We start from the raw sequence: 26,538 nt of genomic DNA, 5'->3' as shown, positions 1-26,538 counted from the left end.
TTTTTATCGAGCTGTGCTTAACAAATGAATACGAGGCTTCATCTCGGGTGGGATAAATTGAATTTCTGCATCCATTCGATATACTTTCCGAATCATATCTGCTGTCATCACTTCATTTGGCGTACCACACATCACTTTTTTTCCATCTTGGACGACAACGATATTGTCGCTATAGCTAGCCGCCTGGTTAAGATCATGTAGCACCATCACAATTGTCATACCCATATCACGGTTTAATTCACGAATAAGCTCTAGCACTTCATGCTGATGAGATATGTCTAAATAAGTTGTTGGTTCATCAAGAAATAGCACTTTTGGTCGCTGAGCAAGAGCCATTGCAATCCAAGCGCGCTGTGATTCTCCACCAGATAAAGAAGAAACTGTTCGATCTTTGTACGCTGTCAAATGTGTTTTCTCTAGCGCCCAAAGAACGATTTCCATATCATCGTTATTTAACTTCTCAAACCATTTTTTATGTGGATATCGCCCATAAGAAACGAGATCAATTACTGTCATATCTGTTGGTGCTTGGTTTTTTTGACTTAGCATACACATTTTCCGTGCAACTTGTTTGGAGCTCAATGATTTCAAGTTTGTGCCTTCGAAATTCACTGTGCCTTCATAATAAGGAATACTTCTTGAAACTGCTTTTAGCAACGTAGATTTACCTGAACCGTTTGGACCAATAATAGATACTATTTCTCCTTGATTGACTACGAAAGAAAAATTAGTAATGACATTCTTTTGTTCATACCGAATTGAAACTGAATCTACAGCAAACATATTAAAATGTCCTCCTTCTCATCAAGTATAAAAAGTACGGCGCACCTATAACAGCCATAAGAATCCCAGCAGGTATTTCCATCGGCGCAAATAAAGTTCTTCCTCCTGTATCCGCCAACAACAAGACAAGTGCTCCAAGTGCCATGCTCATAGGTAACATATATTTATAATTTGAACCAACGAGCATTCTTGCCATATGTGGAACTACCAACCCAACAAATCCAATCATACCGATTGCGGCAACTGAAATCGCAGCTAAAAAGACAGCTAGTATGGATAATACAATACGAATTCGAGTTACATTTTCCCCAAGATTAGATGCAACTTGATCCCCAAGTCGAATAATATTTGCCTTGCGGATAGCGAAAATAGATAATATCCATCCAACAATTGCATAAGGAAATACCATGAATAAAGCATTATTTCCTTTTGCAGCTAAACTACCATTCAACCATTGAACAGCACCAGGAAGTCGGTCACTATATATAATAGATAAATAGCCAATTCCGCCACCACAAAGTGCATTCACCGCAACCCCAGACAATATGATCGTAATCGGTGAAATACCATTTCTTCTCCATGCCAAGGAATAAACAACTGTTGCGGCAATAAGTCCTCCTACAAATGCAGCAAGCGGAATGAACTGTGTATACGTTGGAGCTGCGAGCATAATGACAAGTACACTAACTGCTGCTCCACTTGTTACACCTGTTAATCCAGGGTCTGCAAGTGGATTGCCCATTACTGCCTGTAAAAGCGCGCCTGAAATTGCAATGTTTGCACCAATAATCATTGCCAACAGAACACGTGGGAAACGAATATCCCAAATGATCGTATCATGCACATCCGTAGTGGATGAGCCGAAGAATGTCTTTAATATTTCTGGAACCGGTATTGTTACACTGCCTAAACCAATAGCAATGACTCCGGCAACAATTGCAAGTATGAACGTAATTGTAACAATCGTTCCGCTTCTAGATTTGCTAATCACTTAATAACCCTCTTTTATTTATAAAAATAATTTGCGACTTCCGTCAATGCTTGCTCTGCATTACTGATAGAAGTAACACCGAAAATATTGTAATCCAAGATGTGAATATTGTCGTTTTTATAAGCAGATAATTTCGTCCAAGTATCATTGCTTTGTACTTCTTTTTCGAACATATCTTTCGATGCACCATGATCTCCAGAAGCTAATACTAGAATAATATCTGGGTCAGCAACTACAACGTCTTCCATATTAATAGGTGAATACGTGTCCGTAACTTTTAATGTAGAAGTTGCAATATTATCCGCACCAAGTTTTTTCACTAAACTTCCTAAATACGATTTCTCGCTCATTACCATGAATGAGTCTGATGTTCCGATCATTAACATAACGCTCGGTAACTCTTTGCCTTTTGCTTGCTCAATTAACTCATTTTCTTTGTTTAATAGTGAGCTTAGTACTGCATTCATTTCTTCTTTTTTATTGAAATAAGTTCCTAGTGCTTTAAAGCTAAGTTTTAAATCATCAAATGAATCTGTTTTTAAGTACGCAGCTTTCAAATCAAAGCCTTCTAAGTTTTTTTCTAATGTGCTTCGAAGTGATTCTGCACCAAGAATTAAGTCTGGTTTAAGATTCGTTACAACTTCAAGATCCGGTGCCATTGGAGAACCAATTCGATCAATCGAGTCAAAGTCTGCTGGGATAGGATTTGTAGAAGTTGGTACTCCCACTGGTGTAACACCAAGTACATGTAGCATTTCTGTTAATGGAACAGATGTCGTTATTACTCGTTCAGGCACGTCTGTCGGGAATTGTGCTAATGCCTCATCTAACGCTGTTTGATCGACCCCATCATTTTCTAGGCTGTAAACATCGGCAGATTCCTCTGCTTTTTCTGTCTCCGTTACTTCTGGACTCTCAGTTTTTGAAACTTCTTCTTTTTTAGGAGCATCATCTGACGCACATGCCGTCAATAACGCGATCACTGCAATTAGTAAAACTAAGTAAAACTTTTTCAAAATGTATCCCTCCGTATATGTATGTTTGTTGCTTCGTAGTTAACACTCCATTGAAACTGATAATCATTTTCATTACTACTGAATGATAACGGTTATCATTATCATTTGTCAAACAGTTTTTATATTGGTTGAAAATAAAATGGTATATTTCTTCTGTGGAGACGGTTTTCCAACTAAAAAATATTTCATCTTTTCAAATGATATAATTGCCATATTTCCACTAAAAAAGCACCTAATTCTAAACAAATTTGCATTGTTTAGAACTAGGTACTTATTTTATATATTCAATTAACCAACAATCACGATATTCGCCCTCATGCAGTTCATGTTTCGGTAAAAGGTTCACCTTGTTAAAGCCACATTTTTCATAGCAGCGAATTGCTCTTTCATTCCATGTTTGAGGGTCCATCACCACTCGTTCTACTTGCTTTTGTTCGAATAAAAACTCCACCATTGATTGGACTAAAGCTGTGCCAATACCTTTGTTCCAGTATTCCACTTCTCCGATAAATTGGTCCATTCCATAAATGGTTTCTTTTTCATTTGTGTAACCGTAAAGCGTTCTCTCCTCCGCATCTATACGGTAAAATTGAATATAGCCGATTGCTATTTTTCCCACTTCAACGATACAACGAACTACTTCCGGTTCATCATTGTAAAAACTTTCTTGTACTTTCTCCAAATCAAATGCATTATCTCTTCCTTCATAAAATTCAAGTACCACAGGATTCGAAAGCCATTTGACTAATAATGAACTATCTTGTTGTTCTAATGGACGAACTGATAACTTACCGTTTTGAAATAGCATGTTTTTATTCCCAGCCTTTGCAAACATCTACCCACTCCTGGGCATTTGCATATGTATATAGTTCTTCGCAAGTCAATTTAATGGCACTGTTGCTGCTCCCACATGCAGGATAAATAGTTTCGAATCTTTTTAGTGACTCGTCTAAATAGACTGCTACGTTTTCAGGTATGCCGAATGGACAAACACCACCAACTGCATGTCCTACTTGATCATGCACTTCATCTGGCGTGAGCATTTTAGCCTTTACTCCAAAAGTTGCTTTAAATTTTGCATTGTCTATTTTAGCATCTCCTGCAGCAACTACTAAAATACAATTCACTTCTTTTTTAAAAGAAAGTGTTTTTGCTATGCGGCTTGGCTCAACATTTAATGCTTGGGCTGCAAGTTCTACGGTTGCACTTGATGCGTCGAATTCTAGTATTTGGTCCGCAATTCCAAACTGCTCAAAATAATCTCTTACTAATTCAATTGCCATTTACTACACTCCTATTTTGAATATTTGAACTCCTTTTATTATCTTACCATTTTTCTATTATAAATTAAAAAAGGATAACCCAAACGAAGGTTATCCTAATATGTTAAACTTCCTGTTCAAACGTTTGGCAATCTGTTTCTTCACTATTATTAGCTTGGTTACCTTTTTTACTAACTACATAAATTGCTTCTGCATTACATTTGTTTCCTGAACCCCAATGCGTACAATTATTGACCTCACAAAGAACATCTTTCGCCAAAGTGTCACACCTCCTTTTTGTTAGCATGAACAACTTTAGGAGGAAAAATACTCGACGTTAGAATTCAATAAATAGCTTTACTTCAGTTTATAAATAATCATATGGTAAATTTTACTACTGAAATATCCCGCTTCTTCCACTTTCCCAACTTCTGTAAAGCCACATTTTTCTAATAGACAGATCGATGGCTTATTATTTGCTTCTGTATAAGCGAATAATTCCTTTAAATTCATTACATTTAAGCCATATTGCGCAATACTTTGCAATGCTTCTTTCATATAGCCTTTCCCTTGAAAATTCGGGGTAATTCCATAACCGAGTTCGCCACTCTTTTGTTTGTTATTTATATTCCAAATACTTATCGATCCAATTACTTTCTTACTTAGTTTGTGCTCGATTGCCCAAATAATCCATTTGTTTTCTTCAACACCTGCATTCATTTTTTCGATATAGGCTTCTGTTTCAGAAATATGTTCATCCACCTTAGAATCGGTATACTCATTCATACGTGGATCTTTTCTCATTTCAAATAAATCATAACGATCATTTTCATCCATTTTTCTTAGTACAAGATTTTCTGTTTCTATTGTTGGAAAAGGAGTGAAATTCATTATTTAATACCTACTTTCCATTTTAATCTTTTAGACAACTGCCTATAATCAAATTTTGCATTTGTCTAAAACCAAAGTCAAGAAAGGTATTTCGGCATTGTGGAGTTTAGCGTATGAACAACTTCAAATGGGATTAATACTAATTAATTTCATCTTGTTTTAACTCACCAAAACAGAATTTATTTATTTTTAAAAATGTACTTATTACTGAATTTGTTTCATATAATTTAAGCAATTACATTGTGCACACAAACTTTTTTTCAAATTTCTATTGCATTATAAATTACCTGGTGATATTATCTGAATATTAGTTCAATATTGGATCACATGTTACTGACGAGATCAGGCATGGTGGTAAACTGAGAAGTTATATATAGCTGCTCTTTTGCCTCCATGCCTTTTCTATTGTAAAAATATACGAAAAAGGAGTTTTTTATATGCTATCGAAACTATTTAAGAAAAAGAATTTGGAAGTTTTAGCACCTATGAATGGAGAAGTTATTCCATTAGAGGACGTTCCAGATCCAGTTTTCAGCCAAAAAATGATGGGTGAAGGTGTTGCAATTATGCCTACTGCTGGAAAGGTTCTTGCACCTATGGATGGAGAAATAGTTCTAGTGTCAGACACAAAGCATGCAGTTGGAATACGTGCTAAAGATGGAACGGAAATTCTTATTCACGTAGGATTAGAAACGGTTTCATTGCGAGGAGAAGGATTTACAGTACTTGTTCGAGTAGGTGACCATGTTTCTGTCGGACAACTACTTATCGAAGTAAATTTGGAATATATTCGAGAACATGCAAAAAGCATTGTAACTCCAATCATCATTACAAATGGCATTGACAAAGAAGTTCAATGTAGTTATACAAATGCTGCTATCCAAGGTGAAACAGTAGTCATGAACATTTCCGCTAAGTAATGCAGAGCTTGCATGTCGTTCATAAGGGAGAGAGCGCTTCCAATGAAAATAACTAAGATTCTCAATAATAATGCTGTCGTCGTAGTCGACAATGAGCGTGAGAAGATTGCTGTAGGGGCTGGAATTGCCTTTAATAAGAAAAGAAACGATATCGTCAGTCTAGACAAAGTCGAAAAGATCTTTGTTATGAAAGAGAATGATAAACTTCAGCAACTGTTAAGTAGAATTCCTGAAGAACATTTTACTATTTCCGAAGAAATTATTTCTTACGCTGAAGAATATATTGGTACAAAGTTAAACGAACATATTCATATTGTACTTACGGACCATGTTTCATTTGCAATTGAACGAATGAAAGATGGTATTCACCTTAATAACAAGCTTCTACATGAGATTAAAATATTATATAGAAGAGAATTTGAAATTGGTCTTTGGGCAATACAACATATTAGAGAAAAATGCCAAGTTGATATGCTAGAAGATGAAGCCGCTTACATTGCCCTTCATATTCATACGATGAAACCACAAGGAGGTGATTTACACCAAACGTTAAGGCAAACAACGATTATTCGAAATATGGTCCAAATTATTCAAAAAAACTTGGATATGCACCTTGAGGAAGATGATATTTCCTATCACCGCTTAATCACACATTTACGTTTTGCTTTAACAAGAATGAATAACTATGAACTTCATACGATGGATGAAGAAATGCTAGTCATGATTCAAAAGAAATTTGCTTTTTCGTACAATTGCGCGACTGAAGTTGCCAAAGAGGTAAAGAAGTTGCATAGTATTGAACTGCCTGATCATGAATTAGGCTATATTGCACTGCATATTGAAAGATTACGTAAGCAATAAAAATACCGGCATTATTTTATTTTTATACCTTTTAAAACAATTTTGAATGGGAGTGAATTTTAATATGATGAAATATCTACAAAAGCTCGGACGTTCTTTAATGTTGCCAGTTGCTGTATTACCAGCAGCGGCGATTATGATGGGTATTGGATACTGGATTGACCACGATGGTTGGGGATCTGGGAATGTGTTAGCTGCTTTCTTAGTAAAAGGCGGAGCTTCGATTATAGACAATATCCCGATTTTATTTGCAGTTGGGGTTGCACTAGGGATGTCTAAAGCCAAAGATGGTTCTGCGGCAATAAGTGGGTTGGTTGCATTTCTAGTAGTCACGACCTTGTTATCATCAGGCTCAGTAGCCATGTATCAAGGGATAGATGTAGCAAATGTTGACCCAGCTTTCGCTAAAATCGGGAATGCATTTATCGGAATAATTTCAGGAATTGTAGCATCCATTATGTACAATCGATTTAGTCATGTGAAACTACCGGATTTCTTAGCATTCTTTAGCGGAAAACGACTCGTTCCAATTATGTCCGCTGCTTCTATGCTTGTAGTTGCAGGTGTGTTATACATTGTTTGGCCTATTTTCTTTGGTTGGTTAGTTACTTTTGGAGAAGCAATCAGTGGGTTAGGTGCGGTTGGAGCTGGGTTGTACGGATTCTTTAATCGTTTGTTAATTCCTACTGGTTTGCACCATGCTTTAAATAACATATTTTGGTTTGACACGATAGGGATAAATGATATCGGCAAGTTTTTGGATGGATCTGGTATCAAAGGAGTCACTGGTATGTATCAGGCTGGTTTCTTTCCAATCATGATGTTTGGATTACCAGCCGCTGCTCTTGCAATGTATCATACAGCTAAAACAAATAGAAAAAAACAAATTGCGGCTTTAATGCTAGCAGCTGGATTCGCTTCGTTTTTTACAGGTGTGACAGAGCCTATTGAATTTGTATTTATGTTTTTAGCTCCAGCTCTTTATGTAGTGCATGCTGTATTAACTGGTCTATCTTTGTTCATCGCCGCAACGTTTCAATGGACCGCTGGATTTGGTTTTAGTGCAGGGTTTATAGATTTTTCCTTAAGCTTAGCAAATCCACTCGCTAACCAGCCTTATATGTTAATCGTACAAGGTTTAGTATTTGGAGTTATTTACTACTTCTTATTCCGATTCTTAATCGTGAAATTCGATTTGAAAACACCTGGTAGAGGTGACAATGAGGAAGATGAGGATTCGGTAGCAGATAGTGGAACAGATAATAAATTCTCTGCGATGGCATCTAAAATTTATGAAGGCTTAGGTGGAGATGCAAACGTTACTTCTATTGACCACTGTACAACTCGTCTACGTATAGAAGTTAAAAATATGGATGCTGTTGATCAGAAAAAAATCAAAGATACTGGTGTTCCCGGCATTAATGTAGTTGGTCCACAAAGTATTCAAGTAATCGTCGGAACAAGCGTACAGTTTGTTGCAGATGAAATGGAAAAACTTCGAAAATAGTAGGATAAAAATAGACTGTAAACAAACTCAGAAATTTGAGCTTGTTTACAGTCTTTTTTATGTCCCTGTGATAGACACAATTAGGCAGTCTTATTGCGATTGATCGATTCTTAGAAGAGTTCGATCGACCGATTGTCTGGTCGATTCCACCTTCCGCAACACAAATCGTTGCTGTCTCAAAAGTGACCGCCTTATTTAATTTCTACTAAATGATCAATAGACAACGGCAACTCCATCATCTTCTCTTTCAAAAATAATGGATACAATTGTATATCCTTCAACTGTTCAAAGCTTTTCCAATAATACGTATGTATTTTGCCATCTTCATTAATAATGAATTCTTCGCCCCTGTTCAAAATTTCGGGATCTTTCAATTCTAATAAATAGAAAAAGCAAATTTCATGAAACTGCTCATTCAATCTTTCTTCATTGAAAAAATTTTCATTCACCCATAACATGCGTTTTATATTCACTTCTGCGGATAGCTCTTCCTCCACTTCCCTTTTCATCGCATCTACGCTTTTTTCATGTAGCATTACCCTTCCACCCGGAACATAGTAATAAGGCTGGTTTTCATCTTGCATAATAAGTAATTTACCATCATGTATTAATAATCCCGCTACACGATAATTGAATCTTCCTTCTGGTGTTTTAAAAGATATATCCATAAAATCCTCCTTTTTTATGTCCCTGTGATAGACACAATTCAGAATAGTATCGAAGTTTTGTCGGACACAGGGACCTATTTCATCCATTCTCCGTATCATACTTATAACAAATGACTGCCTCAACTTGTTGGAAACCTTCTTGAACATATAATGCTTTTGCTCGTTCATTATCCGCATTCACACAAAGGATTGTCTTTGCATATGACTTTTCTTTTGCAATTTGCAAAGCGGATCTAACCAAAATTCTCCCCAATCCCTTCCCTTGATACTCCGGCAATATGGCAATTGGTCCGATGTCCATTATCGGTGAATTTTCGTACTCATCATCAGTACCTCTAATGACTCCGACTGGTAGCTCCTTGTCATATAAAATCATAGAAGCTCCTTCAATATGCTCTTCAGCAGTCATCATTTTTATAACCATTTCTGGTGTGATTGGTGTTTCACTTCCTTGCAATTTTGCAAAACCGGCATTTCTAACCGTACACCAAGCTTCTTCATCTTTTCCTAATTGGAAAGCTCTAAGTGTATAATTCTCTGGTAAACTAAATTCTGGCACTTCCAATTCTTCTCGAACAAGCACAAAGGAGTATCTTTCTATATTAAAATGAAGTCCTTCGATGAACGTTTGTAGCATTTTATTCGTGAATGGAACAAACAAGAAAACTTTATCGAATCCAGCGGTATGCTTTAAAATAGACTCCATCATCATGGAATAACATTCAAGGTTCTCCATCTCTGAATGAAAAATTCGGAAGCGTCCCTTTCTTCCTCGTTTACTATACTCGTCGATCATGAGCGATACTACTCCTACCATGTTACCTTGTTCATTCATCAAAACATAAGTAGGATTCGCTTCATTCGCTTCAAATGTTTGAAAATCTTCCTCATACAAAAATGAATCATCCAGCTGTTCTTTATGCTTCTTGCAGTACTCTATGAAGTCAGGAACTTTCGACTTTGTTAAGCTTTCTACTCTCATTTGATTTCCCCCAATAAAATCATTTCTTCTTTTTAGCCTCTGCCTTTTTTAAATTTTCAGCAACTCTAAACAGTACAATTTCCTTTATCAGTTCATATGGAAGTGGCTCTTCTAATGGAAATTGTACAGAACCCTTCGCTCCCTTATAACCGGATAATTCTTTTTGAAACGCGGCAATTCCACTAGAAGATGGATAGAACCCAATATGATTTTTATAAGCAGCAAAATGTACAAGATTACCATGTAGCGCAAACGTCGGCATTTGGTAGTTAATTTTTTCCTCTGCTTCTGGAGCCGATTCTTTTATTACCATTCTTAATGTATTTAGTTTCCCTTGAATCTCTGCAGAAAATTGGCTTATATATTCATCAATTGTTAGAAAAGTGCTTTTGTTGTCTTCCATCATCTCTTCCTCCCAGTTCAATATACTTAACTTCATTTTAAGCTATAAACTGCTCAATATAAATGATAAAGAAGTAAAAATACCTTACACCCTTATATAAAGGAGTAAGATATTTTTGTGATTCTAATGCAATTCAGAATAGTGTTGAAGTTGTTTCTGACACAGGGACGGATTTTGTTCTCATTGCTTGTGGTATGTATATGCAGTATGGTTCGCTTTCCATATAGTCTCCAGTTGCGCTGTATGCTCTTGATCTAGACCCACCGCATACTTTATTGAATTCACAAACGCCACATTTGCCCTTGTATTTCTCTGGACTTCTTAAATTTTGGAACAGTTCGGATTCACGGTAAATAGTAGCTAATAGTGTTTCGCGGACGTTCCCTGCTTTTATTGGCAATAAACCACTTGGAAACACGTCGCCAGTATGCGAGATAAAGACAAATCCATTGCCATCGTTTACTCCTTTTGGAGCTCTTCCTAAACCATCAATTTGACCCGTTTTTCCTCCCATTAAAGCATCTTCATAAAAGATTTGTTCCTTGTCACTCATTCCTTTTTTCTCTCGCATTTTTTGTTGAATGACCACACGGCGATAATGCTGACCTGCTGTTGTTTTAATATCAAATGGTACTCGCTTCGATAAATCATAAAGCCATCTGAATACTTTCTCATGCTCGACAGAAGTAATCATATCCGATTCTTTTCCTCTACCTGTTGGCACGAGGAAAAAAACGCTCCATAGTACGCAATTTAGTTTTTCCACCATATTTGCTAATTCGTCTAAATGCTCATAATTATATCGTGAAATAACCGTATTGATTTGAAGTGGCATATTTAATTCATGTAAATAGTTGATCGCATTCATCGTTAAATCAAAAGATCCAGTCGTCCCTCTAAAATGGTCATGGATTTCTGCACAGTGGCCATCTATACTGAATGCCCATCTAGCCAAGCCAATGTCTTTTGCTTTTTGCATCACTTCTTTTGTCACATTAGGCGTGGCAGATGGTGTCATGGATACACGTACCCCTTTATTGATCGCATATTGTGCAATCTCAAAAACATCTGGTCGTTCTAAAGGGTCACCACCAGTAAATACAAGCAGTGGATTATCCATTTCATAAATATCATCTATTAATTTTTTTCCTTCATCAAATGATAATTCTAACGGATGTCTATGATGCTGTGCTGTTGCCCGGCAATGTAGGCAATGTAACTGACAAGCACGAGTTAGCTCCCAAATGACGATAAATGGATTTTTATTATAGTCTCGAGTAAACATATGATCCCTCCATAGTGAAATATAAGTATCCCTATGACAGACACAATTTGAATACAATTCAGACTAGTTTTGAAGTTGTGTCAGACACAGGGACCTAAAGGACCTATTTTTTTCCTATCGCAACGCGCCAAAGTTCAGGTCCATTTTCGAGATAATCCCAAGTAAATGTTCCTTCTCTTTCTATCATAAATTGATATTGTAAAGGTTTTGGATCATGATCATTTGTAAGCTCTAAAAATTCTCCAGCGTTTAAACTTTCAAAAGCTTCAAAAATACGAGGATGTCTAATTTTTGGTGCAATATCAGGTGCAAACAGTTTAACGGTAAATTGAATGTCACTCATCTACTATTCCCTCCTAAAATTATTATGTTTCTTTGACATCCTCATCATACTGCTAATACGGTCATCTCAAAGTGAGGAAGCGCACAAAAAAAGTATGATTTCAATCACATACAAGTTGTGTGATTAAAATCATACTCTCTCTACTAATTTTCAAGTAATATTAATAAGACGAGCTTTTAACGATAGAAAGGGTGTTCTCCATGAATCCAGGATCTGTGCAAGAGCTCCTTCAACGATTTCCTTTGTTTAAGGATCTAACAGACTCAGAAATTAAACCAATTGTTCAATTAGCAAAAAACCGTATGTATCGGCAAGGTACGCATATATTTATGCAAGATGATCCATTGACAAATGTGTACTTCATTCATCAAGGACAGATAAAAATATATCGAACAGATATGCAAGGAAAAGAACAAATTGTTAATGTGCTTCAACAAGGTGATATGTTTCCACATATGGGCTTTTTTCGAAAAGGGAATTATCCTGCACATGCCCAAGTGTCAGAGGATGCATTATTAATATATATACCCATTCAATTGTTTGAAGAGTTCTTAGTTACAAATCCAGAAGTTTGCGTGAAAATATTTCGCATTTTAGGAGATAAACTCGTCGATTTACAAAATCGGCTAGAAGAGAAAATTTTGCACAATACGTATGAACAAATTATTTTACTTTTAATTCGCTTAGCCAAAAATCATGGAAAGAAAGTTAACGACACAGAGTTTAGTATTACTACGCACTTTACGAATCGGGATTTAGCTAATATGATAGGCTCCAGTCGTGAAACAGTTAGTAGAACGCTTACTTATCTTAAAAAGAAAGACCTATTATATACAGATTCAATTGGGAATATTGTTTTACATATCGACAAATTAAAGGAAGAGTTATTTTAACTTTGAATGGAAGCATACCAACTACTGGTATGCTTTTTTTCATTTTAGTGATGCAAATCACTGCACCTCTAATTGAAAATGATTATCATATAGGTATTAGATGAAAGGTGGGAATGTTTTATGCAAAAACAAGCGATAATCGAGTTAGATGTACGAGAAGATTTATTATTAAAAAAAGAACCTTTTGATAAAATTATGGGCGTTGTTAAAACGCTAGAAAAGGACCAAGTTTTTGTGTTACATGCCCCGTTTAACCCGACACCATTGCATAAGGTTTTAGGGAGAAAAGGGTTTCAATATGAAACGGAAAAAATAGAAAAAAAACATTGGAAAGTAACTTACTCAAAGAAAAGAGATGTAGAAGCATGATATTAGATAATCGTGGATTAGAGCCACCACAACCAATGATGCGCACTTTAAAAAGACTAGATTTAATGAGCATAGGAGAAAAAATAGCAATCATTAATGACCGCAGACCGATGTTTTTATATGAAGAACTAAATGATCTTGGATACGCCCATGAAACAGAGGAGCTTGAGGACGGCAGTTTTAAAATTACAATTACAAAGTCTGGTGATTAAGTTGATAATAAATACAAATTTCCAATCAAACACGAATATTAAACTACCATTAGCTTTTATTTTATACGCCTTACTAGCATTTGTTGCAGCACAATTTTTGCTCCTTTTTCATAGCAATCTATTAATCGATAGCCAGTTTAGGCTACCAACTATTTGGATGGGGGCACACTTCCTTCTTTTAGGTTTTGCGGCAATGATTGCGATGGGAGCTATGTATCAGTTAGTTCCGGTCGCTTTTTTAACACCTATTTGGAGTCAAAAACTAGGAGCTATTCAGTTTAGCTTTACATTAGTTGGAATTACATCACTTTCGCTATTATTAGGAATTAAGCCTGACATCGCTGTTTACGGAGGAATTTTAACGATTATCGGAATGGTCCTGTTCATTTTCCAAATGGCATTAACTATTGGAAAGCAGAAAAAGAAAAATATCATTACCTATTTCGTTCTTGCCGCAATTACTTGCTTTTTTCTTACTATTTTAGCTGGGTTTTTATTGGCATGGAATATTGCATATGGTGGAATTAGTAGCCATAACACGATTTTAACTTCTCATATTACTCTAGGAGTTGCTGGTTGGTTTACGCTTCTTATTTTTGGTTTTTCGTATAAACTAGTTCCTATGTTTAGCCTTGCACATGGCTTTTCGATGAAATGGGCGAAATTAGCATTCTTTTCTTACTTAGTTGGTTTGCTCGTAGTAATCGTCTCTTTTGGGATGCAGGATACTACACTACGCACCGGTGGTTGGCTATTATTATTTTGTGGATTTACTTTTTTTGTTTTAGATATGAAAGATATTTTATCGAAACGATTGAAAAAGAGACTCGACAAGCCGTTTATGTTTTCCCTTCTAGCTATCGTAAATGGTTTGATCATTCACTTCATTGCATTCATGCTTAGCTTATTTGCAGTCAATCATTTGACTATTTGGAGCTGGTTAATATTTCTTTATGTGATGAGCTGGATTATATTTAGTATTTTAGGTTATTTATATAAAATCGTTCCTTTCCTTTGGTGGACATTTAAATACGCCGATAAAATCGGTAAAGAACAAGTTCCTAATTTAAAAGATATGTTCAATGAAAAGTGGAGCGTACTATTATTTATACTTTTTATCGTTGGCATCACCGGTTTAACTGCTGGTGCGCTCGTTCAAATCAGTATGCTTGTTTTCTTTTTCCAGGCATTATTAGCAATCACTTCACTCGCTTACGCTAGTTCTATTGTTCGTATTTTATTTCATTGATACAGAAAAGGAGTTTTATAATTGGAATCGCTAGTAAAACAATCGTTATATGATGTCGTGGACCCCGAATTAGGGATTAATATTGTAGATTTAGGTTTAGTGTATGATGTTCGTGCAGATGCGAGTAATAATGTAGTGATCATCATGACATTAACAACTCCCGGCTGCCCAATGCATGATAATATTACAAACGGAGTAAAGCACCGTGTCAGTCAGGTAGAAGGTGTCGGAGAGGTTGAAGTAAATGTCGTTTGGGACCCTGCATGGAATCCAGGAAATATGAGTGACCGAGCGAAGGAACTGCTGTAAAGTAGTTGGGAAGGGCTTGTTGGAAAAGGATTTACTTCTTCCAATGAGTTTTTTTGATTGAATGAATGCTCAGGTAAATCAACCATATTCCATCCAACACGAAAACCGCCAAAGATAAATTTGGCGGTTCTTCATTCATAATCGGACTTATCTATAAACAACGCCATTGCAAAATAGATAAAAATACCAGCTGCTTGAAAAACAAATCCCCATCCTAGTGTTTTTTGTTCAATAATTAAATAATTATTACAAAGCTGGATTGGTGTCATTATATACAACCACGCCATACTACTAAATAACACGCTTAATAGAACAAAAATAATATTCTTCCCAATAACCCCAAGCTTTGGCCAACTATCTCGCAAAGGAACACCAGCTAAAAATGGTAAACTAACAAACTTAAATAATTCGATTTTCTGTATAGTCAATGCCTCATCCATCGTGCGCGGAAGCATCCAATAAATAACGATTATCATAAAAAGAATAATTCCTGGTATCCCGTTGCCATTCCATATTGCAAACAAACGTGAAAATCGTCGTTGAAAAAAAGTAGCCATTAATACGCCAACGATTACGAATAACGGCATTTGCATATGCATATGAATCGCCATTACTGACTCCGCTAGCGTTGCAACTGGCGGTAACATTAAGAAAATATAAAGAGTGAGTCCATACAATGGTTGCCTCATATGCTACTCCCCTACTTTCTCTTCTACAATAGATGTCACTTTATTCGCCGCTTCATCTATTTTTTTATAGTCCATCACCTCTACTAAAATGCCATTAGGATCTACTAAATAGAAAGCAGAGTTATGCTGAAAATTTCCATTTTCATCTGGTATGACAATAACGCCAAACTCTTTCAATAAATTCGTCAATTCTGCTTCATTCGTAATTCTCGCCATTCTCCAAGTTTCTCCATCACTATCAAAATAATAGCGATATCTTTCTAGTGTTTCTGGATCATCTTTCGTTGGATCAAAGCTTATGCTTAAAAAGAGAATATCTTCTCCAATATATTTTTGTGGAATTTGATTATATACTTCGGATAAATTCAGTTCTAGCTGTGGGCAAACTTCTGTACAAGCTGTGTAAATAAATGTAAGAAGCACATATTTCCCTTTAAACTCTGAAAATGGATACACTCTCCCTTTGCTATCCTCCAGCGTTACTTCTGGGAACACTGGATTTTCCTTCATTAGTTTATTGACCCTGGCAGTTTCGGCTGTATAAGCTGTAAAACCATCCGTACCAACAAAAAGCAAGGAAACTCCAAATAGAATTACAAGAAAAATCGCTATTTTATTTGGCTTATTTTGAATCATACAAATCACGTCCTATGCTTTGAAATAGAAGGAGATAGTCTTTCTATCAGACTATCTCCGAGTGTTGTATGCTACCAAGTTCTAAAAGGTGGAGAGCCTGGTGGTGCATTAATAATCATGTCCACAACAGGAATTACGTATGCCATTGATACGACTATTATCATTAACACAATCCATAATGTCCATCGCTCTGTCCATTTTGGTGTTGGTGCAGCATCGTCTTCTGACTCTGCAAGTGGGAATTCTGTTTCTCCTTTTGGTGCTTTAAACATAAGGTAGAAAACGATGTAGACCATTAAGACAACACCAATCATTAATAGTGTTCCGCCGATTGCTAAGAATATTAAGTATGGGTCCCAACTTAACGCTGTAGCATTATCCCCGTATGTTGAATAAGAAGTTCTTCTTGGTGAACCAATCAGTCCAACCATATGCATGGACCCAGACATGAATATCATTCCTATTGTCCAGATAATTGTCTGAATCACACCTAATTTATTGATTGCTGGAGTAAGCACACGTTTTGTTAAAAACGGTATTAACCAATATGCAACCCCGAAGAAGGATAAGACAACTGTCACTCCTAATGTTAAGTGGAAGTGGCCTACAATCCATAATGAGTTATGCACGACTTGATTTAATTGATTGTTTGTTTGGGCAATTCCACCTGCTCCCGCTGGAATAAACGCAAACATCGCAATAACTGGCGCAAGGAAGCGAACATCTCCCCAAGGCAATACTTTAAACCAACCAAGCAATCCTTTTGCACCTTTTCTTCTGCCAGTGCGTTCAAATACCGCAAACATCGCAAAAGCTGTCATTAATGAAGGAAAACCTATTGATAGACTCATAAATACGTGCATGAATTTGATACTTTCTGTAATACCTGGGTCAACAATTTGATGGTGAAATCCACCTGTAATATTTAACACAACTAACATAATCACGACTAAGCGAGCTAATGAATCACTGAACAATTTACCGCCGATAATTCTCGGAACTGCTACATACCAAGTTGATACTGCTGTCAAATACCAAATATTTACGAGCGTATGCCCGAAGCTCCAAAACAGTGTTCTACTTAACATAACGTTAATCGTATCTGTCCATCCAAAAGCCCATGGAATAATCATTAACACTTCTGCTGTTACACCAAAGCTTCCGAAAAATAGTAGGACGAATACGCCGACTGCAAAAAATGCAAGCAATGGAATATGCTTCCCTTTATGTTTTTTACGCCAATCTGCTACGTTGATAAATGCCCCGAACGCCGATGTCCAAATACCAATAACAAGAAATACTAAACCTACATAAAACCAAGGGGATGCAGCCATCGGAGGGTAAAACGAGTACATGACAGATGCGTCACCCATCACAATCGTTACGGTTGCAAACACAACTCCGATTACCATTAATCCAAAAGCAATCCAGCCCATCTTCCTTACTTTCGGAAGAAGTCCACCAAGTGTATGGGAAAGTGCTGCGTAGAAATACCCGATTGTAAATGTCGTACTAAATACGAGAACTAATAAAACCCCGTGTGCTGTAAGTATTTGATAATAATTCAGCCATGCTGGCAATTCTAGTAATCCCGCGCGGTTAAGTCCTTGGAGTAACCCTAGCGTTCCTCCGAGAAAAAATGCGATAAATGCTACTGCAAAAAGAGTTAACGACAAACGTGCATCTTTTGGATTAGCACCTAACATATTATTTACTTTGTTTTTCATAGAACCTTTTGCTTCCGCTCCCATGTTAATATTCTCCTTCCCTATTTAACTGTAATTGTTGTGCTCATCATCTGATGGCCGGCACCACAATATTCATTACATAAAACTAAATATTCTCCAGGTTCATCAAACTTTTGTGTGATTTTTTGAATATGACCAGGCATTACCATTGCATTCAAATTCGTTTTAGCAACTTGAAATCCATGTACAACATCTTTTGATGTCATGATAAAAGTCACCTCTGCCCCTGCTGGTATTTCTATTTCACTTGGTGTGAAAGAGAATAATTGCAATGTCATGATCACTTCATATTTATTATCACCTGTTTGAAAAACACCCGTGTTGTCGAATGGAGCGGTTTCATCTACCTTCTGCGGATCGATTAACTCCGTTCCACTTGGTGGTCCCATCTCCAATGCAAATGCTTGATACCCGGTTATGACCATAGAAATAACTAAAATTGCAACTCCGATAATCAGCCATATTTCTTCCGTACGATGCATTTTCATCTGCCTTCTCCTCCTTAAATTCTATCCATGTATAACACGAGCAATAATACGATGCAAAAAACGATCGTTCCCCCTACCAAAACGATGGAGGAAAACAAAGTTCCTCTTAACGATTCTTCATCCTTATTCTTTTTCATCTCCGAAGCCCTCCTTCTTCTTTTGTTCCTACCCTTATTCTATTTTCAAAGCGTTTTCATAACAGTGAACCAAATCACTTGAGCATGTGATTTTGAACACCAATGCTGGTATTGATGGCGAAATGGTGAACTTATTATGTCCCTGTGACAGACACAGGAGTATCGGACACAAGGACCGAAATATGCGCACCAAAAAAGGCACCCAAAAGTCAAATATTGACTAGTTGGTTGCCTTCTTTATGTTCATCTTACCTGAAATTTAATATATGTCCGATCATCAAATGATTTATTTCCTTTTTGCAATCCCTTTGCCGACTTAAACTGTCGAAAACAAAGAGGGTCTATTGCAAGTAATTCATTCAAAGCTGCTTCCGTTTCCTCAATAGACTCTTTAATAATTGGGTAGCCATCGGAAGCAAGGATTATCGTTTTTGCATCTTCAGGAACTTTAATCGTTTTAACGCGTGAAAAGTCTATATCAAAACCATTAATGACTTCAAAGCCGTACTGATTTTCTGTATCATTTTGCAAATAATATTGTTGCTTAATTAACGGTTTAATAAAGTCCCATCCTGTATCATGATCCATCAAATTTTCAATTGTTTTACCGTTCTTTAACTCGGTTTCTAAATACAATGATCGTGCATTGGCCGTAATAGCATCAAGTGGCTTTTCATTTGTATGTAACTGACCATCAATCATGCACAGTGAGTCGCCAATTTGCCAAACCTCTTCGAAATAACGACTATAGCAAATTAAACAGGCTGTTGGGGCCATCCAAGCATATTGTTCAATCTCTCTAACTAGATTCAATCGTTCGTACTTTGACTGTAAGCTTTCGTTAATCTGTCCAATTAATTCAACCAAGGTTACTTCTGCTTCCGCTTCTAATAGCGTCTCTTGCACCACTTCCGCTGCAAATCTTCCAGGTGCTTTGCCGCCAATAAGTCGGTCTGAAATATTCGTTGCACCATCGATAACCGCGACAAAATCGTCCGTCACTACGTATAAATCTTCACATACTTCTGGATTACCAAACTTTCCTTCATTCAATAGTTCTATCATCGAGATTCTCATGAAATGATCACCCTATTCTCTATTCTCGTTAGCACGAATCAATTGCTTCCATTCCGTTTCGTCTTCTAGTCTTACTACCCGACCTTCCGCCTTCAAACTATCAATTACAATATTTCGGTAATACGGAAAATGGCGATAATACTTTTGATAAGATTCATTTTGGATAAGCGTTTTACTTGCTGGAATCGTAGAATTTGATAATGCGAATGTTTTTAATTGCTCTTCCTTCTGAATATATTGAAGAAAATTTTCCATATAGTCAGCTAGTCGCTCACTTTTATTAAAAATGATTAAACCATTCCCATTCGGAATTAACTTTTCAGATTCCAAAGGGAATGGAATTACTTGCCACTTGAACTTACTTCCTATTAACTTTTCGATTAACTGAAGCTTGTTAGATGAACTTATTAAAATTCCACCTTCACCATTCACGAATTCCGTTAAGGCTAGATGATTTTGATGGAAAAGAAACTCTTTATTTTCTGCCACCAATATGGAGGCATGATGTTCATTTATAGCACTTGGATTGGCATTTATATTCATTAAATACCATGGGTAAAGATTATCCGCATTTAAGCCCCATTTTAGTTTTGCATTTTTCCCTTTGGAAATTTCATTGGAAGCTGCGATAACTGACTGCAAACTATCCAATGTACTCAGCTCAATTTGGCTTTGCGAAAGATGTGCTTCATTGACAAATAAAAGCGGCACTTCATAACTAATTGGCATAGCCCATAAAGTATCCTCATACTGGAATCGCTTCCTAATCGCATCTGGAAGCTCCTCTTCATATCCAGTAGATAAATAGGTAGACACTGGAATAATTGCCCCCGACTCAATAAAAGAGTGAATTCCATACCACGATGGAATTTCCGCAAAATCAGGAGGGGTACCCGCCGACTGAGCCGCATAAAGTTCATCCACTAATGTAAGCGGATTTTTCACGAATTTTGTAATTACTTTAATCGTTGGATTATCCTTTTCAAACTGCTTTGCAAGTTCGACTAACTCTGAAGAATACAGCCAAAATGTAAATTGTTCTTTATTAATTATTTGTTGATCAATTGTATTTTCGGGCTTTAGTGAATAGAGGAAAAACACACATAGAAAAATAATGAGTGCACTGATGACAACAAACCATTTTTTCAATGCAATGCCTCCTAATCCACCGAATCGCTTTAACCCCATTCAATAGGATTAAATCGGTACACCTTTTTTTCCAGAAATGATAGTTACAATTATCAATGAAACGATTGTACTTACCGACAAAATGGTTGCTAATGCGGCTGCCGTTCCAAAGTTAGCCGTGAACACTTCACTATAAATTGCAACCGTAATAGTCGAAGTTGCACCCGCATATAGCACAATCGTAGAACTCAACTCGTTAATCGTCGTCACCCAACTTAAAATCGCACCTGACAAAACACCAGGTAACATAAGGATGGCGGTCGTTTTAAAGAATGTTTTCATCGGTGGTACGCCAAGACTAATCGATGCTTCTTCCACACTCTTATCTATTTGATGCAAAATTGCGGTACTCGATCGCATCGTATAAGGCAATTTTCTAATACAATAGGCGATAACTAAAATAATCCAAGTACCGGTTAATGCAAATGGGGGTTTATTGAATGCAACAATCAAACTAATACCTAGCACTGTTCCCGGCATAACATACGGAATCATAATTAGTGTATCTAATAAAGCCGTAAATTTTGAACTTCTCCTGACTACAACATACGATAATAATAAACCTGCAATAACCATAAAAGCAATGGCGACACTTGCATAAGTGAATGTGTTAATAATCGCTTTTGGTACTCGGTACAGTACTTCACGATAGCTATCCAAACTAAATTGACGCACAAACACAGGACCATTTGTTTTCAAAAAGGATGTTGTAATTACTGTTGCTTGTGGAATAATCGATACCCCTACAACAATCCCTACATATAAAAGTGCAAAAAACTTTTGGACTGGTTTTAGCTTAATCAATGCGGGTGGTCTCATTGAACTCATTGTAAATGTTTTGCGTGATACTAAATAGCGTTGTAAAAACAAAATACTCGTACTAACAGTTAATAAAATCATACTTAATGTACTTGCCATTGCTGGATTTGAACCTAGTTCACTTATAAATTGTTCGTAGGCTAATATGGGCAACACCTTTATTCCTTGCCCCATTAACATTGGCGTACCAAAATCAGCGAATGAAGCCATAAACACCATTAATGCTCCTGTTGACAATGTAGGGAAAATTAATGGAATGGTAACTGTTCTTAACTTTTGCCAGCGCGTGCTACCTAAACTTTCAGATGCTTCTTCCAACGAAGAATCAATTGTTTTTAATGCACCCGATACATACAAGTAAATATGGGGATAAAACTGGATTGTGAATACCCAAATCATCCCATGCAAACCATAAATCGATTTCGTATTTATGCCAATTTCATGAAAAAACCGTGTTAAAAATCCGTTATTTCCAAGCATTAAAATCCATGAATATGCACCAATAAATGGTGGTGAAAGCAATGTTAAAATAATGAGGATATGAATTGTTTTCTTAAACGGAATATCAAAACGTGCCATAATATAAGCTAGCGGAAGACCAATACAAATCGCAAAAATTGTCGCTAGTGTACAAACGAACAAACTATTTGTTAAAGCTCCATAATAATATTTCAATGTAAAAAAGTCTTTATATGTTTCTAGCGTTAAGTTTCCATCATAATAGAAACTATTGATAAAAATATTAAACAGCGGATAAACTAAAAACAACAGGACTAATAAGAAAGCAAAAATCGTTACTAAGTTCCAAAAATCCCATCGGAAAAGCTTTCTTTTTCTAGGCTTGCGCGCTTGTTTTTCCATGGAGATTCAATGCCTCCTCCCCATCTTCCGAATAAATTATTGCTTCCTCCGGATTAAGATAAAGTTCAATGACATCTCCTAGATTAATAAGATCTCGATAACTTACTGCATGTTCATTAATACTAATCGATACACCTGAAGTAAGTTCTACACGATACTCGACTTTCTCCCCTAGAAATACAGCTTCTTTTACCGTTCCTTTTATATACGTTTTTTCACTATTCATTTCCATTCTTTTGATTTTAATTTGTTCCGGTCTTACGCTGTAAATCACTTTTCCAGTATATTTTTTATCAATGTTCATCGGGTACTCTACGCCTTCAATCCATATGCTAGAGTTCGAAGTTAGCTCTGCTTCTAAAAAGTTCGTTGACCCTATAAAGTTGGCTACAAATTTATTTTGTGGTTGCAAATAGATTTCATGTGGTCTGCCTACTTGTTGAATTATCCCGTTATTAAGTACGGCGATTCGATCGGAAACAGCAAGTGCCTCTTCTTGATCATGCGTCACATAAATAGTCGTTATGTTAAGCCTCTTCTGCAGTTCTCGAATATCCGAGCGCATTTTTAAACGGAGTTTGGCATCTAAGTTGGACAAAGGCTCATCCATCAGTAGCAAACCTGGATGAATAACAATTGCTCGAGCAAGTGCTATCCTTTGCTGCTGCCCCCCACTCATTTGAGCAGGCTGACGGTCTTTTAAGTGTGACAATTCCACCATCTCTAATGCTTCCATTACTCGACGTTGAATTTCATCCTTTTTTACTTTTCTCGCTTTTAGCCCATAAGCTACATTATCAAACACCGACATATGTGGGAAAATAGCGTAACTTTGAAATACCATCCCTATATTTCTTTTGTGCGCTGGTAAATCACTTATGCATTCTTCTCCAAAATATATATCCCCTTCATCTTGACGATAAAATCCAGCAAGTGCTCGTAATAGTGTTGTTTTTCCACATCCACTTGGCCCAAGCAATGTAAAAAACTCTCCTTCTTGAATATGAATTTCAGCATTATTCACAGCCTTCATATCACCAAAGTATTTGGTTACTTTATCTATTCGAATATCTGTCACTGTAAACTTCCTCCTTTTAAGAAAAGCGTAAGCGCCTATGTCTGCCCTGAAACGCAAATGGGGAAAAGCGAGGAGGCAGCTCCCCAGCCACCACAGCTTTGTTTTTTGCGACGAGTAACCGCAGGAGCAGTTTTCACATTTGACCTCAAGAGGCTAGGCGCTGTAGCTAGACAATTACTGAGTATGAAAGCAGATACTTTCTTATTCTTTTAAAAAAAGAATCGTTTGTGATAAACGATTCTTTCTTCTCACCACTCAACATACTACTGATTTATTTTCCAATAATAATATCTTGGAATTTTTTCATAACATCTTCTTGATTGTCAGATGCCCATTTGAAGTTATAATCCACTAGTGGGATATCAGCCGAAGGAATTAATCCTTCTGGTGCAGCAACATCACCAAGAATTGAACGTCTATTGAATTCTTTTACAATAATTTCTTGCACATCTTCACTTGCTAAGAAGTCTAAGAATAATTGTGCATTTTCTTCATTTTTTGCTCCCTTAATAACAGCCATGCCATCTGGAACAGCCGAAGTTCCTTCCGATGGATAAACAACATCTACATTAGCTCCACCAGAAATATAACGGTATGCCGCTTCTTCTAATGTAATACCAAGTGGAAATTCTCCATCAGCAACGCCTTTAAAAACCATACTTGATCCACCTAAAACCTTACCATCTAGGTTGGCAACAAATTTATTTACAAAATCCCAGCCTTCTTGGCCATCGTCTTTATTAGCAAATAGCATTGTTACAAGCTGTGTAAAAGATGAACCTGACTTCGCTGGGTCAGCATATGCAATTTTGCCTTTCCATTTTGGATCAAGTAAATCACTCCATGATTTTGGTACTTCATCTTCTTTCACCATATCTTTGTTGTACATAATAACCATCGGTAGTGCAGAGAATCCAGTCCAAGCACCGTCTTCGCTTTTGTAAATAGCATCAATTTCGCTATCATTTGCAACTTTATATGGTGCAAAGTTTTCCGTAAAAGCAGCTAAAGATTCTGCGCCACCACCCCAGAAAACATCTCCAAGTGGATTTCCAGATTCTGCTTTCATACGATTTAATAATTCTCCTGTACCACCTGTTACAAGTTCTACTTCAATTTTAGTTCTATCTTGAAATTCCTTTACAATTGGATTAATAATTTCAGCTTGGTGCGGTGAGTAAACGGTTACTTTTGTTGAAGCTTTTTTCTCTGGTTCTGCTTCCGTTTTCGTAGTTGTATCTGAATCAGTTCCTGCATTCGTTTCAGTATTAGGTTTTACTTCCTCATTTCCACATGCTGCAACGACTAGAGCAAGTAAAGCAATTAACACAAAAAATAAAAACTTTTTCAATAAATTCAGCCCCTCATTCTTATTTTTTATTTCTAGTGCAATTATAGCTACCTACTGGAAGCGTTTACAATGTGGTATATTTTCCTTAATGTTTAAAATATTTCGTATACAAAAAATATGTAGGCGCACTTTAATACTAGGACACTAGTTTCCTACTCGCTATAGGCTTCACATTTGGCCATACGATGATCGCCTTCCGCTCTCTGGAAACTTCCACACCAAGTATAGTAATGCTTTTGGAAATAGAAGAAGCAAGTGACATTCTATATCATCTGAAGACCGCCAAAGATACATTTTCTAAAAAAAGAAAGAGGTATTGCTGCATACAAAAGAATATGAATATATTTTTCTAACCTAGTGAATGTAGCGTCAGCTTGTAACCGAATTCTTACTATCATTTCATATTCTTTCTTGTGTAAGTCCTCCATTCAATCAAACTTTCTTATTTGTATTTCGATAAAGGGATGGCGTCATTCCAGTATACTTTTTAAAAATTTGGCTGAAGTAACGTTGATCAGTATATCCTACTGCACTGCCTACCTCATTTGATTTCATAGAAGAATAACCAAGCAAGTCCTTTGCAATTTCCATACGATATTCCGTTACATACTCGATGAAATTTTTCCCTGTTTGTTGTTTAAATACTCTACTAAAATAGCTATCTGATATAAAAAACTTTGCTGCTAAAGATTGAAGTGTAATTGCTTGTTGATAATTCTCTTTCACATACAAAAAGACTTCTTCCATATTAATAGGCGATTGTGTATGCTCATGAAACAAACAACCTAGCGCTGGACCAAACTTATTTTGTTCTTTTGCCATAAGTGCTTGTTTATACAAATTAGGAAGGTCATCATAATTACCTGATAAACTACTACATCCCCCTACAATTTTATTGTCCGTAAAATACCCATCTAGTTGTTGAAAAAACGGTTGCTTCTGTTCTGCTTCTTCCAAAAATAAAATACCACCCTCAAAACTTTTAACTCCTAGTTCATTCATTTGTGGTCCATTTTCTTGCTCACTTTCCCAACAAACAATCGCATACTTTCCTTTTAACCCCAACTGATTGAATGCATGTTCCTCTGCCTTTTGCTCACCAAGAATAACTTTAAGTAAATAATTGTCTTCTTTTTCTCTTTTTTCTTTTTCCTCGATTTCTATTTGGTGCACAAGCTTGTTCACGGTATATATCAAATCTTCATCTACGATTGGTTTCAATAAATAATCATCTGCACCCATTTTTAATGCCTTTTGTGCATATTCAAATTCCCCAAAACCAGAAATAATAACCGATTTTAAAAGCGGATTGATTTCTTTAGCCACTCCAATTAGCTCAAGCCCATCCAAACCGGGCATTCGAATATCTGTTAATAATAAATGAGGTGCTTCCGATTTGATTAAAGAAATAGCTTCATACCCATCCGCAGCAGTACCAACTACTTCTATTCCTAATTCCGTCCAATCAAACCCTTGATGAAGCCTTTCTCGGATTAGCCACTCATCATCTGCAATAACCATT

At 36.5% G+C, this 26,538-nt stretch carries 31 protein-coding genes; 8 read left to right on the top strand and 23 right to left on the bottom strand.

Going from position 1 to position 26,538, the window contains the following annotated elements; genetic code table 11:
* Positions 1–3: 3 nt before the first annotated feature.
* From RUH95_RS14410 to RUH95_RS14380, 7 genes are all read right to left on the bottom strand, one after another.
* Positions 4–783 (bottom strand): ABC transporter ATP-binding protein, encoded by a 780-nt coding sequence (locus RUH95_RS14410; protein WP_313893584.1) that lies wholly within the window; start codon positions 781–783, stop codon positions 4–6.
* Between the two features lies 1 nt (position 784).
* Complete coding sequence (locus tag RUH95_RS14405) at positions 785–1,774, bottom strand: FecCD family ABC transporter permease (protein ID WP_313893583.1); 990 nt, start codon at positions 1,772–1,774, stop codon at positions 785–787.
* 14 nt (positions 1,775–1,788) lie between these two features.
* Positions 1,789–2,790, bottom strand: a complete 1,002-nt coding sequence (locus RUH95_RS14400; RefSeq protein WP_313893582.1) for an ABC transporter substrate-binding protein — start codon at positions 2,788–2,790, stop codon at positions 1,789–1,791.
* Positions 2,791–3,061: 271 nt separating this feature from the next.
* Positions 3,062–3,598: a GNAT family N-acetyltransferase gene (locus tag RUH95_RS14395; RefSeq protein WP_313893624.1), complete on the bottom strand. Its 537-nt coding sequence runs from the start codon at positions 3,596–3,598 to the stop codon at positions 3,062–3,064.
* 4 nt (positions 3,599–3,602) lie between these two features.
* Complete coding sequence (locus RUH95_RS14390; protein ID WP_313893581.1) at positions 3,603–4,073, bottom strand: YbaK/EbsC family protein; 471 nt, start codon at positions 4,071–4,073, stop codon at positions 3,603–3,605.
* A gap of 103 nt (positions 4,074–4,176) precedes the next feature.
* Positions 4,177–4,332 (bottom strand): DUF1540 domain-containing protein, encoded by a 156-nt coding sequence (locus tag RUH95_RS14385; RefSeq protein ID WP_313893580.1) that lies wholly within the window; start codon positions 4,330–4,332, stop codon positions 4,177–4,179.
* 77 nt (positions 4,333–4,409) lie between these two features.
* Positions 4,410–4,943 carry a GNAT family N-acetyltransferase gene (locus tag RUH95_RS14380; RefSeq protein ID WP_313893579.1) on the bottom strand — a complete coding sequence of 178 codons (534 nt, stop codon included), beginning with the start codon at positions 4,941–4,943 and terminating at the stop codon, positions 4,410–4,412.
* Positions 4,944–5,380: 437 nt separating this feature from the next.
* On the opposite strand from RUH95_RS14380, the gene RUH95_RS14375 reads away from it, so the two are divergent.
* From RUH95_RS14375 to nagE, 3 genes are all read left to right on the top strand, one after another.
* Positions 5,381–5,863, top strand: coding sequence for a PTS sugar transporter subunit IIA (locus RUH95_RS14375; RefSeq protein ID WP_313893578.1), 483 nt, complete (start codon positions 5,381–5,383; stop codon positions 5,861–5,863).
* A 42-nt stretch (positions 5,864–5,905) separates the two neighbouring features.
* Positions 5,906–6,724 (top strand): PRD domain-containing protein, encoded by an 819-nt coding sequence (locus tag RUH95_RS14370; protein WP_313893577.1) that lies wholly within the window; start codon positions 5,906–5,908, stop codon positions 6,722–6,724.
* Between the two features lie 64 nt (positions 6,725–6,788).
* Positions 6,789–8,231, top strand: coding sequence for an N-acetylglucosamine-specific PTS transporter subunit IIBC (gene nagE, locus RUH95_RS14365; RefSeq protein ID WP_313893576.1), 1,443 nt, complete (start codon positions 6,789–6,791; stop codon positions 8,229–8,231).
* Positions 8,232–8,422: 191 nt separating this feature from the next.
* Here the strand turns inward: nagE and RUH95_RS14360 are convergent, their stop codons facing one another.
* The 5 genes from RUH95_RS14360 to RUH95_RS14340 all read right to left on the bottom strand — a co-directional run bounded on the left by RUH95_RS14360 (position 8,423) and on the right by RUH95_RS14340 (position 11,912).
* A complete protein-coding gene (locus tag RUH95_RS14360; RefSeq protein WP_313893575.1) occupies positions 8,423–8,899 on the bottom strand; it encodes an NUDIX hydrolase in 477 nt (158 codons plus the stop codon).
* Positions 8,900–8,978: 79 nt separating this feature from the next.
* On the bottom strand, positions 8,979–9,881 hold the full coding sequence (locus RUH95_RS14355; RefSeq protein ID WP_313893574.1) for a GNAT family N-acetyltransferase: 903 nt from the start codon (positions 9,879–9,881) through the stop codon (positions 8,979–8,981).
* 19 nt (positions 9,882–9,900) lie between these two features.
* Positions 9,901–10,284, bottom strand: coding sequence for an iron chaperone (locus tag RUH95_RS14350; protein ID WP_313893573.1), 384 nt, complete (start codon positions 10,282–10,284; stop codon positions 9,901–9,903).
* 133 nt (positions 10,285–10,417) lie between these two features.
* Positions 10,418–11,569, bottom strand: coding sequence for a TIGR04053 family radical SAM/SPASM domain-containing protein (locus RUH95_RS14345; RefSeq protein WP_313893572.1), 1,152 nt, complete (start codon positions 11,567–11,569; stop codon positions 10,418–10,420).
* A gap of 103 nt (positions 11,570–11,672) precedes the next feature.
* Positions 11,673–11,912 (bottom strand): DUF2249 domain-containing protein, encoded by a 240-nt coding sequence (locus tag RUH95_RS14340; protein WP_313893571.1) that lies wholly within the window; start codon positions 11,910–11,912, stop codon positions 11,673–11,675.
* Positions 11,913–12,112: 200 nt separating this feature from the next.
* On the opposite strand from RUH95_RS14340, the gene RUH95_RS14335 reads away from it, so the two are divergent.
* From RUH95_RS14335 to RUH95_RS14315, 5 genes are all read left to right on the top strand, one after another.
* Positions 12,113–12,805: a Crp/Fnr family transcriptional regulator gene (locus RUH95_RS14335; protein WP_313893570.1), complete on the top strand. Its 693-nt coding sequence runs from the start codon at positions 12,113–12,115 to the stop codon at positions 12,803–12,805.
* Positions 12,806–12,925: 120 nt separating this feature from the next.
* A complete protein-coding gene (locus tag RUH95_RS14330) occupies positions 12,926–13,174 on the top strand; it encodes a DUF2249 domain-containing protein (protein WP_313893569.1) in 249 nt (82 codons plus the stop codon).
* On the top strand, positions 13,171–13,386 hold the full coding sequence (locus RUH95_RS14325; RefSeq protein WP_313893568.1) for a DUF2249 domain-containing protein: 216 nt from the start codon (positions 13,171–13,173) through the stop codon (positions 13,384–13,386). The genes RUH95_RS14330 and RUH95_RS14325 overlap by 4 nt, the downstream gene beginning before the upstream one ends.
* Position 13,387: 1 nt before the next feature.
* Positions 13,388–14,635, top strand: a complete 1,248-nt coding sequence (locus tag RUH95_RS14320; RefSeq protein WP_313893567.1) for a hypothetical protein — start codon at positions 13,388–13,390, stop codon at positions 14,633–14,635.
* 21 nt (positions 14,636–14,656) lie between these two features.
* Positions 14,657–14,944, top strand: a complete 288-nt coding sequence (locus RUH95_RS14315) for a metal-sulfur cluster assembly factor (RefSeq protein ID WP_313893566.1) — start codon at positions 14,657–14,659, stop codon at positions 14,942–14,944.
* 131 nt (positions 14,945–15,075) lie between these two features.
* Here RUH95_RS14315 and RUH95_RS14310 read toward each other — a convergent pair whose 3' ends face one another.
* The 11 genes from RUH95_RS14310 to RUH95_RS14260 form a co-directional block, all read right to left on the bottom strand.
* The gene (locus tag RUH95_RS14310) at positions 15,076–15,633 is read right to left on the bottom strand and encodes a hypothetical protein (RefSeq protein WP_313893565.1); all 558 of its coding nucleotides are present in this window, start codon (positions 15,631–15,633) and stop codon (positions 15,076–15,078) included.
* A gap of 3 nt (positions 15,634–15,636) precedes the next feature.
* Positions 15,637–16,269: an SCO family protein gene (locus RUH95_RS14305; protein WP_313893564.1), complete on the bottom strand. Its 633-nt coding sequence runs from the start codon at positions 16,267–16,269 to the stop codon at positions 15,637–15,639.
* Between the two features lie 71 nt (positions 16,270–16,340).
* Entirely contained in the window at positions 16,341–18,020 is a 1,680-nt protein-coding gene (locus RUH95_RS14300; RefSeq protein WP_313893563.1) for a cbb3-type cytochrome c oxidase subunit I, read from the bottom strand.
* 17 nt (positions 18,021–18,037) lie between these two features.
* A complete protein-coding gene (locus tag RUH95_RS14295; protein WP_313893562.1) occupies positions 18,038–18,505 on the bottom strand; it encodes a cytochrome c oxidase subunit II in 468 nt (155 codons plus the stop codon).
* 14 nt (positions 18,506–18,519) lie between these two features.
* Entirely contained in the window at positions 18,520–18,642 is a 123-nt protein-coding gene (locus RUH95_RS14290; protein WP_313893561.1) for a hypothetical protein, read from the bottom strand.
* Positions 18,643–18,885: 243 nt separating this feature from the next.
* Positions 18,886–19,719, bottom strand: a complete 834-nt coding sequence (locus RUH95_RS14285; protein WP_313893560.1) for a hypothetical protein — start codon at positions 19,717–19,719, stop codon at positions 18,886–18,888.
* A 12-nt stretch (positions 19,720–19,731) separates the two neighbouring features.
* Positions 19,732–20,868 carry an extracellular solute-binding protein gene (locus RUH95_RS14280; RefSeq protein WP_313893559.1) on the bottom strand — a complete coding sequence of 379 codons (1,137 nt, stop codon included), beginning with the start codon at positions 20,866–20,868 and terminating at the stop codon, positions 19,732–19,734.
* Positions 20,869–20,916: 48 nt separating this feature from the next.
* Positions 20,917–22,587 (bottom strand): ABC transporter permease, encoded by a 1,671-nt coding sequence (locus tag RUH95_RS14275; RefSeq protein WP_313893558.1) that lies wholly within the window; start codon positions 22,585–22,587, stop codon positions 20,917–20,919.
* The gene (locus tag RUH95_RS14270) at positions 22,562–23,665 is read right to left on the bottom strand and encodes an ABC transporter ATP-binding protein (protein ID WP_313893557.1); all 1,104 of its coding nucleotides are present in this window, start codon (positions 23,663–23,665) and stop codon (positions 22,562–22,564) included. The genes RUH95_RS14275 and RUH95_RS14270 overlap by 26 nt, the downstream gene beginning before the upstream one ends.
* Positions 23,666–23,936: 271 nt before the next feature.
* Positions 23,937–25,016, bottom strand: coding sequence for an ABC transporter substrate-binding protein (locus tag RUH95_RS14265; RefSeq protein WP_313893556.1), 1,080 nt, complete (start codon positions 25,014–25,016; stop codon positions 23,937–23,939).
* 432 nt (positions 25,017–25,448) lie between these two features.
* Positions 25,449–26,537 (bottom strand): response regulator transcription factor, encoded by a 1,089-nt coding sequence (locus RUH95_RS14260; RefSeq protein ID WP_313893623.1) that lies wholly within the window; start codon positions 26,535–26,537, stop codon positions 25,449–25,451.
* Position 26,538: the final 1 nt, after the last annotated feature.

It is taken from the genome of Psychrobacillus sp., from assembly GCF_032154225.1.
Classification (GTDB): domain Bacteria; phylum Bacillota; class Bacilli; order Bacillales_A; family Planococcaceae; genus Psychrobacillus.
The sequence above is the reverse complement of the archived record's forward strand: the minus strand, read 5'-3'. Positions and strand labels throughout refer to the sequence as shown.

Bases quoted from the DNA above. Each gene is read 5' to 3' on its own strand.
- RUH95_RS14410 (WP_313893584.1), bottom strand. From the start codon at position 783: ATGTTTGCTGTAGATTCAGTTTCAATTCGGTATGAACAAAAGAATGTC.
- RUH95_RS14395 (WP_313893624.1), bottom strand. From the start codon at position 3,598: ATGCTATTTCAAAACGGTAAGTTATCAGTTCGTCCATTAGAACAACAA.
- RUH95_RS14390 (WP_313893581.1), bottom strand. From the start codon at position 4,073: ATGGCAATTGAATTAGTAAGAGATTATTTTGAGCAGTTTGGAATTGCG.
- RUH95_RS14380 (WP_313893579.1), bottom strand. From the start codon at position 4,943: ATGAATTTCACTCCTTTTCCAACAATAGAAACAGAAAATCTTGTACTA.
- RUH95_RS14375 (WP_313893578.1), top strand. From the start codon at position 5,381: ATGCTATCGAAACTATTTAAGAAAAAGAATTTGGAAGTTTTAGCACCT.
- RUH95_RS14370 (WP_313893577.1), top strand. From the start codon at position 5,906: ATGAAAATAACTAAGATTCTCAATAATAATGCTGTCGTCGTAGTCGAC.
- nagE (WP_313893576.1), top strand. From the start codon at position 6,789: ATGATGAAATATCTACAAAAGCTCGGACGTTCTTTAATGTTGCCAGTT.
- RUH95_RS14360 (WP_313893575.1), bottom strand. From the start codon at position 8,899: ATGGATATATCTTTTAAAACACCAGAAGGAAGATTCAATTATCGTGTA.
- RUH95_RS14355 (WP_313893574.1), bottom strand. From the start codon at position 9,881: ATGAGAGTAGAAAGCTTAACAAAGTCGAAAGTTCCTGACTTCATAGAG.
- RUH95_RS14350 (WP_313893573.1), bottom strand. From the start codon at position 10,284: ATGGAAGACAACAAAAGCACTTTTCTAACAATTGATGAATATATAAGC.
- RUH95_RS14345 (WP_313893572.1), bottom strand. From the start codon at position 11,569: ATGTTTACTCGAGACTATAATAAAAATCCATTTATCGTCATTTGGGAG.
- RUH95_RS14340 (WP_313893571.1), bottom strand. From the start codon at position 11,912: ATGAGTGACATTCAATTTACCGTTAAACTGTTTGCACCTGATATTGCA.
- RUH95_RS14335 (WP_313893570.1), top strand. From the start codon at position 12,113: ATGAATCCAGGATCTGTGCAAGAGCTCCTTCAACGATTTCCTTTGTTT.
- RUH95_RS14330 (WP_313893569.1), top strand. From the start codon at position 12,926: ATGCAAAAACAAGCGATAATCGAGTTAGATGTACGAGAAGATTTATTA.
- RUH95_RS14325 (WP_313893568.1), top strand. From the start codon at position 13,171: ATGATATTAGATAATCGTGGATTAGAGCCACCACAACCAATGATGCGC.
- RUH95_RS14310 (WP_313893565.1), bottom strand. From the start codon at position 15,633: ATGAGGCAACCATTGTATGGACTCACTCTTTATATTTTCTTAATGTTA.
- RUH95_RS14305 (WP_313893564.1), bottom strand. From the start codon at position 16,269: ATGATTCAAAATAAGCCAAATAAAATAGCGATTTTTCTTGTAATTCTA.
- RUH95_RS14300 (WP_313893563.1), bottom strand. From the start codon at position 18,020: ATGGGAGCGGAAGCAAAAGGTTCTATGAAAAACAAAGTAAATAATATG.
- RUH95_RS14295 (WP_313893562.1), bottom strand. From the start codon at position 18,505: ATGAAAATGCATCGTACGGAAGAAATATGGCTGATTATCGGAGTTGCA.
- RUH95_RS14290 (WP_313893561.1), bottom strand. From the start codon at position 18,642: ATGAAAAAGAATAAGGATGAAGAATCGTTAAGAGGAACTTTGTTTTCC.
- RUH95_RS14285 (WP_313893560.1), bottom strand. From the start codon at position 19,719: ATGAGAATCTCGATGATAGAACTATTGAATGAAGGAAAGTTTGGTAAT.
- RUH95_RS14275 (WP_313893558.1), bottom strand. From the start codon at position 22,587: ATGGAAAAACAAGCGCGCAAGCCTAGAAAAAGAAAGCTTTTCCGATGG.
- RUH95_RS14260 (WP_313893623.1), bottom strand. From the start codon at position 26,537: ATGGTTATTGCAGATGATGAGTGGCTAATCCGAGAAAGGCTTCATCAA.